Annotated in this window: 7 protein-coding genes and 1 pseudogene; 2 read left to right on the forward strand and 6 right to left on the reverse strand. The window is 69.5% G+C overall.

Annotation, left to right across the window (positions count from 1 at the left end):
* Nucleotides 1-102: 102 nt before the first annotated feature.
* From AB0J04_RS44860 to AB0J04_RS44880, 5 genes and pseudogenes are all read right to left on the reverse strand, one after another.
* Nucleotides 103-476 (reverse strand): annotated as a pseudogene (locus AB0J04_RS44860) (Tn3 family transposase); the annotation flags it as partial.
* 43 nt (nt 477-519) lie between these two features.
* Entirely contained in the window at nt 520-1,065 is a 546-nt protein-coding gene (locus AB0J04_RS44865) for a hypothetical protein (protein WP_363174496.1), read from the reverse strand.
* Between the two features lie 248 nt (nt 1,066-1,313).
* Nucleotides 1,314-1,532 (reverse strand): DUF6207 family protein, encoded by a 219-nt coding sequence (locus AB0J04_RS44870; protein WP_363174502.1) that lies wholly within the window; start codon nt 1,530-1,532, stop codon nt 1,314-1,316.
* 58 nt (nt 1,533-1,590) lie between these two features.
* Nucleotides 1,591-2,709: an acyl-CoA desaturase gene (locus tag AB0J04_RS44875; protein ID WP_363174497.1), complete on the reverse strand. Its 1,119-nt coding sequence runs from the start codon at nt 2,707-2,709 to the stop codon at nt 1,591-1,593.
* A gap of 7 nt (nt 2,710-2,716) precedes the next feature.
* On the reverse strand, nt 2,717-3,772 hold the full coding sequence (locus tag AB0J04_RS44880) for a ferredoxin reductase (protein ID WP_363174498.1): 1,056 nt from the start codon (nt 3,770-3,772) through the stop codon (nt 2,717-2,719).
* A gap of 87 nt (nt 3,773-3,859) precedes the next feature.
* On the opposite strand from AB0J04_RS44880, the gene AB0J04_RS44885 reads away from it, so the two are divergent.
* Entirely contained in the window at nt 3,860-4,999 is a 1,140-nt protein-coding gene (locus AB0J04_RS44885; RefSeq protein ID WP_363174499.1) for a helix-turn-helix domain-containing protein, read from the forward strand.
* Here AB0J04_RS44885 and AB0J04_RS44890 read toward each other — a convergent pair.
* Nucleotides 4,992-5,180: a hypothetical protein gene (locus AB0J04_RS44890; protein WP_363174500.1), complete on the reverse strand. Its 189-nt coding sequence runs from the start codon at nt 5,178-5,180 to the stop codon at nt 4,992-4,994. The genes AB0J04_RS44885 and AB0J04_RS44890 overlap by 8 nt on opposite strands.
* A gap of 257 nt (nt 5,181-5,437) precedes the next feature.
* On the opposite strand from AB0J04_RS44890, the gene AB0J04_RS44895 reads away from it, so the two are divergent.
* Nucleotides 5,438-5,776 (forward strand): thioredoxin domain-containing protein, encoded by a 339-nt coding sequence (locus AB0J04_RS44895; protein WP_363174501.1) that lies wholly within the window; start codon nt 5,438-5,440, stop codon nt 5,774-5,776.
* The last annotated feature ends 591 nt before the right edge of the window (nt 5,777-6,367 follow it).

The raw sequence follows: 6,367 nt of genomic DNA on the forward strand, positions 1-6,367 counted from the left end.
GTACGTCCAGTACGAGGACTTCCGGCCGGCACACCGAGAGCACGCACCGGACGCCGCTCCTTGACGGGCAAACGTTGCCTGCCGCGGCACTAGCTATAGCTAGGCGCGGACCTGCTTGGTGACCAGGGAGCCCGCGACCCGGAGCATGCCCGGCCTTTCCACGTCTCGATCTTCTTCAGGTTGACCCGGTTCCGCGCGAGCGGCTCCGGCACCCCGTACGTCCCCGTTTCCACGCCGGGCATCATGGCCCGCCAGAACCGCTGGTCGTCCGGGTCCTTGAAACGGGGGCTGAAGTTGTAGCCCAAGGTCTTGAAGATCCCGAACACGATGTCGGAGCAGCAGGCGTTGTCGGTGGCCACCGTCTCCGGCTTCACGCCGCCGTCGCGGTTCAGCAGGGCGTCCAGGATGTGCAGGGAGTCACGCGGGGTGCCGGGGACGACCATCTGCCCGATGCCCGCGACCTGGTCGTTGCGGGCTTCCGCGGCGCGGTCCCGCTCGCGCTGGCCCTGTCGGTGCCCGTCACGCTCGATTCCGACACCCCTCCCCCACCGCGACACCATCGTCTTCGTCACCTCCGGCATCATCGTCGTCACCCTCCTTGCCCAGGGACTGCTGCTGCCCGCCGTGGTGCGCTGGGCCGGGCTGCCCCGTGACACCGCGGTGGACGAAGAACGCCTCCTGGCCGGGAGCACCGCCACCGCGGCGGCGTACGAGGCGCTTCCAGGCATCGTCGCCGGCCTCGGTACCGACCCCGAGGTCGCCGAGCGGATCCGCCGCGAGTACGAGACCCACCTCCAGGCCGCCCGCGCCGGAGAAAGCGAGACGGACGACGGACAGACGGTGCGCCGCGCTGAGCAGGACACCGCCCTGCGCCTCGCTCTCCTCGCCCACGAACGCGCCACCGTCGTCCGCCTCCGCGACGACAACCGCATCGACGTCGGCATCCTGCGGCAGGTCCAGGCCCGCCTCGACATCGACGAGGTCCGGCTGACCCCCGCAGGAGACTGTGGACTGATGGAGGCACGCCGGTTCGCGCCGCAGGTCGGACCGGCGGAAGACCCTCACGGCGATGGACCTCGGTGGGACCGCCGGGGTTCTCTGCTGTCCCACCCTTCGACCTCAAGGTTACTGGCGAGTATTTGTCGCCGGGTTCGCCCTTCGCCTACGGCTCCCCCTTACGGACGACCGCTTGCTGGACCCTGGACACCGGACAGGGCGAAACCCAGTCCATAACTTCGGCTCACCCGCCCATCCCGGCAGCGGCGCAGGGTCGGACACAGGGGCGGCGAGCATCGGTTCCGGCAGTGTCCACGTCACAGCCCATGCCACCCAGCCCGCCCGTCGGCAAACCGAGTGCGCGTACGCACCCGACTACCGGCCCGACCACGGCAGGTCAGCGCACTACAACACCTCGCCGGGGGGTGTGCGCCGAGCCCCTGGCGCACGTCCAGGCAGCGCAGCCGGACACCGGGCTCCTCCGGCTCCCGTGTCGTACGGTCTGATGTCGCGGCCGCCCATCGTCCGCAACGGATCTCACCGAACCCGGCGGTGCCGCCGGTACGGCCGAAAGATCTGAACCAATACCGGGAATCAGGCCGCGACGAGCTCCTGCTCGCGGTCCGGCGCCTTGACCTTGGACTTCTTGTTCGGCAGCGAGAGCCGGAAGACCTTGTGCCACGCCGAGAACACCTGCTTGGGCAGCGGCCCGGTGACGTACTCCAACTCGTACTTCTCGAACAGCGCGCGCACCTTCACCGCGACCTCGGCGTACCGGTTGCTCGGCAGGTCCGGGAACAGGTGGTGCTCGATCTGATGCGACAAGTTGCCGGTCATGAAGTGCATGGCCTTGCTGCCGCTGATGTTCGCCGAGCCCATCATCTGGCGCAGGTACCACTGGCCGCGCGTCTCGCCCTTGATCGACCGGCGCTCGAAGACCTGCACGCCCTCGGGGAAGTGCCCGCACATGATCACCGAGTGGGTCCAGATGTTGCGGACCAGGTTCGCGGTGAACGTGGCGGCGAGCGTGGTGAGGAACGACGGGCCCGACAGCAGCGGGTGGATCACGTAGTCCTTGAGCACCTGCTTGCGGATCTTGCGGCCCACGGCCTTGGCCCGCTCGCGGAACTCCGGGTCCTTGCGGCGGCGCTTGCGCAGGTTCTTGGCGAGCTCCAGGTCGTACGCCGCGATGCCGTACTCGAAGAAGCAGGCGTTGATGAAGTTCCACAGCGGCTGGCCGAGGTGGAACGGGTGCCACCTCTGGTCCTCGTCGACGCGCATGATGCCGTAGCCGAGGTCGTTGTCCTTGCCGATCACGTTGGTGTACGTGTGGTGCAGCTCGTTGTGCGAGTGCTTCCACTGCTCGGACGGCGAGGCGTGATCCCACTCCCAGGTGGTGGAGTGGATCTTCGGGTCCCGCATCCAGTCCCACTGGCCGTGCAGGATGTTGTGGCCGATCTCCATGTTGTCCATGATCTTCGCCACGGACAGACCGGCGGTGCCGATCAGCCACGCGGGCGGGAAGATCGAGAACAGCAGCACGCCCCTGCTGACCAGCTCCAGCTTGCGCTGCGCCGAGATGACCTTACGGATGTAGGCGGCGTCTTTCTCGCCGCGGCCGGCGATCACCTCGTCGCGGATCGCGTCCAGCTCGCGGCCGAGCTCCTCGATCTGCTCCGCGGTCAGGTGGGCGGTGGGGTCGGTGGCGGTCAAGGTGCTCCTACCGTTCGAGGTCGCAGGGGCCCGCCGCGGCGGACACGCAGGTCTGGATGAGGACGCCCGGCTCGGCCTCGGTGATCTCGCCGGTGCGCAGGTCGCGGACGGCGCCGGCCTTGAGCGGCGTGACGCAGCCGAAGCAGATGCCCATGCGGCACCCGGACGGCATGAGCACGCCGGCCTCCTCACCGACGTCCAGCAGCGGCGTGGCGCCGTCCGCGTCGACGGTCTTGCCGGTGGTGCTGAACGTGACCTCGCCGCCGTCGCCGACGACGGCGATGCTGGGGCGGAAGCGTTCGGTGTGCAGGCGCTCTTGTACGCCGTGCTCGCTCCAGTGCTCTTCGGCGGCGTCGAGCAGGCCCGCGGGCCCGCAGGCCCAGGTCTCGCGCTCGGCCCAGTCGGGCACGAGTTCTTCGAGACGAGCGATGTCGAGCTTGCCGTCCGTGTCGGTGTGCACCTCGGTGAGCCGCAGCTTCTTGTCCGCGACCAGGTCGTGCAGTTCGTTGCGGAAGATCACGTCCTGCGGCTGTGGCGCGCAGTGGACCATGACGACGTCGTCGAACTCGGTGTCGCGCAGCATGCCCATCACGGGCGTGATGCCGCTGCCGGCGGTCAGGTAGAGCACCTTGGCGGGCTTGGCCTGCGGCAGCACGAAGTCACCGGTCGGCTGGTCGAGCTGGATCAGCGTGCCCGGTTTCGCCCTGCGGACCAGGTGGTTGCTGACCTTGCCGTCCGGGATCGCCTTCACGGTGATCGTGACGCGGCCGTCCCGGCGGTTTGTCGGCGAGGTGATGGAGTAGGCACGCCACAGGCGCACCCCGTCGACGTCGACCCCGATCCGCACGTACTGACCGGCTGTGTGGCCGCGCCAGCCCCGTCCCGGCCTGATCACGATGGTCGCGGCGTCACCCGTCTCGGGGTGCACGGCCTCGATGCGCCCACGCAGGTCAGCGCCCGCACGCAGCGGGCTGACCAGGTCGAGGTAGTCCGACGGCAGCAGCGGCGTCGTGACCATCTCCAGCAGTTTCCACGCCCTGCCGCGGAGGGCTGTACTCGTCATGACTCCAGCTTGCTGCGCCTCAGGGCGTAAAGTCCTGACCGCAGGACGTAAATCTGGCCGGCTGAATTGTTCGCAGGGAATAGAAACGTGAGCCATGCAATCCGGAGGGCCAGCGAATTGGCCCTGGATGAGACGACGGTCACCGCACTTCGGGCCGCGCTGAAGAGCACCGCCGACGAGGTCGTCCAGGCGATCATCGACGAGGTCCCTCCCTACGCCAACGCCCTTTCGGGCCGCATGGGCGGCACCATCCGCCGAGCCGTCCGCACCGCCCTGGGGCACTACCTGGATCTCGCGAGCGGGAACGCCTCGGGCGGCGACGCCGGTGACGCGGCCTACGAGCTGGGCCGCGGCGAGGTGCGCGAAGGCCGTTCGATGGACGCCCTGCTCAGCGCCTACCGCGTCGGCGCCCGCGTGGCCTGGCGATGTCTGGCAGCGGGTGCCGTACCCGCAGGTCTGCCCGCCGCCGAGGTCGCCAAGTTCGCCGAGCTGACCTTCGCCTACATCGACGAGCTCTCCGCCGCGAGCGCCGCGGGCCACGCCGACGAACTGGCCGCCCGGGGCCGGGCCCAAGAGCGTCACCTGGAACACCTGGCCCGCGACCTCCTCGCCGGCGCGAGCCCGGACGTGCTGCTCGCCTCTGCTCAACGGGCCGGGTGGCAGCCTCCGGTTTCGCTGACCGCGGTCCTGCTGCCCGCCGCCCAGGCCCGGCCTGCCTACCGCGCGCTCGACCCGAGCACCCTCGTCCTCGACGATCTGCCGGACGCCACCGGTGTGCTGCTCGTCCCCGACGCCGACCGATCACATCTCTTGCGGCAGCTGACCGACCGCACCGCCGTGGTCGGCCCGGCCCGGCCATGGACTCGAGCGTCCGCCTCGTACGCGCGAGCCGTACGCGCGCGCTCCCTCTCCTCTGATATTCGCGACACCGAGGACCACCTGCCCGAGCTGGTGCTGAGCGCCGACGTGGACGCGTTCGCAGACCTGCGTGCCCGAGCCCTCGCACCGTTGCGGACCTTGCCTGACGCGACCGCGCGGCGGCTGGAGGAGACGTTGCGGGCGTGGCTGCTGCACCAGGGCAGGCGGGACGAGGTGGCGGCGGCGTTGTTCGTCCATCCCCAGACCGTCCGGTACCGGATGTCGCAGCTGCGGGAGCTGTTTCCGGATCTCGCATCGCCGCACCGGGTCCTTGAACTGACGCTGGCGGTCGGTCTTCGGATCAGTTGACGCGTACTTCGACCGTCCGCAAGGCCTCGGGAAGCCCGTCGGGGCGCTGTCTCTGAAAGCGGGGTGGCGGATACGGCTCGACTGGATCCGGTGGACGACGCGCACCGGCCCGCTCGTCGACGCGCTCATCGAGCATCTGGTCGGTGATCTGGGCAGCCATGCCCTGGAAAACGGCTTTCACGTCGTCATGGAGGGCGCTGTCCTGACACCAGCTGACCCACGGGCCCGTGGCGGGCTGAAGCTGGGTGACCGGCGGGGCGGCCAGGCCGGGGCACCAAGGGCGGGGGCCGGGACGCTCGCGCCGGGGACCACCGTGGTTTGCGACGGCCCCCGCGCCTCCCTTCCGACAGGTCAACCGGACGACCGACCGGGCGGGCCTGGCACACCGCGCGGGGGATGATGGGGATGGAATGACGGAACGTGAGGTCAGGAGTTTCCATGGCGAACCGGGTGCACCGCCCCCGTGAGGACGCGGAGTTCAATTTCATCCTCGGGATGAGCGGGGTTCCGGTCCTCGCATACTTCACCGGGACATGGCCCAAGGCGATCGAGCCCTGCCGGGTGATGGACCTCGTCGTGGGTGGCATCGCCGACGACTACACGGGCCGCCTGACGGCCGTCCGCGCCGACATCACGCGTTGTCCGGCCGCAACCGAGCGATACGGGATCACCGGAGCCCCTTCCTACGTCCTGCTGAAGGAAGGAGAGGCGGTGGCGCACGGCACGGGTCCTATGACCATCGCCGAGGTACAGCAGTTCCTGGACGGCCACCTCTGAGCGGCCGCTGCGGCACGTGGCCGCGACGCCCGTCAGGCCTCGCCTATGGCGAGCTGCGCCGCCTGAGACACCTTGGGGCTGAGACACCCCCACAGGTCACATAGCCCGTCCAGCGCGGTCGCGTCCGGCAGTTGCACAGCCCGGCCACCGCCTCCGGAAATGAGGCCGCCATCTCGGTGCCGCGCTTGGAGCGCAGCACCACCCGGCCACGCGTCGACGGAGACGAGAGCCGCAAGCGTGCGTGGACAGCGGACAGCGGACAGCGGACAGCGGACAGCATCAAACCCTGTCCACAACTTCGGTTCGGCCGCCCACCCCGGCGGCGGGCCAGGGCTGTTCACGGTCGTGGTGAGCATCGGCTCCGGCAGGGCCCACGTCATGGGGGGGCGGGCGACGGGGCTCAGGCGGCGCTTTTTGCGGTGACGCCCGGCCCGGGCGAGCACGTCGACCAGCTCCTCGCGGCTCATCTTGGAACGGCCTGCGATGCTCTGCTCAGTGAACTCTTCTCGGTAACGCCTCGTGACGTTTTGTGATCTTCGTTCAGGCGGTGCGGCCGTGCTCGAGCTGGAGCAGGACGAGGGCGGCTCGGGC

Origin of the sequence: Streptomyces sp. NPDC050263 (assembly GCF_040655955.1) — a bacterium.
Classification (GTDB): Bacteria; Actinomycetota; Actinomycetes; order Streptomycetales; family Streptomycetaceae; genus Streptomyces.

Bases quoted from the DNA above. Each gene is read 5' to 3' on its own strand.
- AB0J04_RS44880 (WP_363174498.1), bottom strand. From the start codon at position 3,772: ATGACGAGTACAGCCCTCCGCGGCAGGGCGTGGAAACTGCTGGAGATG.
- AB0J04_RS44895 (WP_363174501.1), top strand. From the start codon at position 5,438: ATGGCGAACCGGGTGCACCGCCCCCGTGAGGACGCGGAGTTCAATTTC.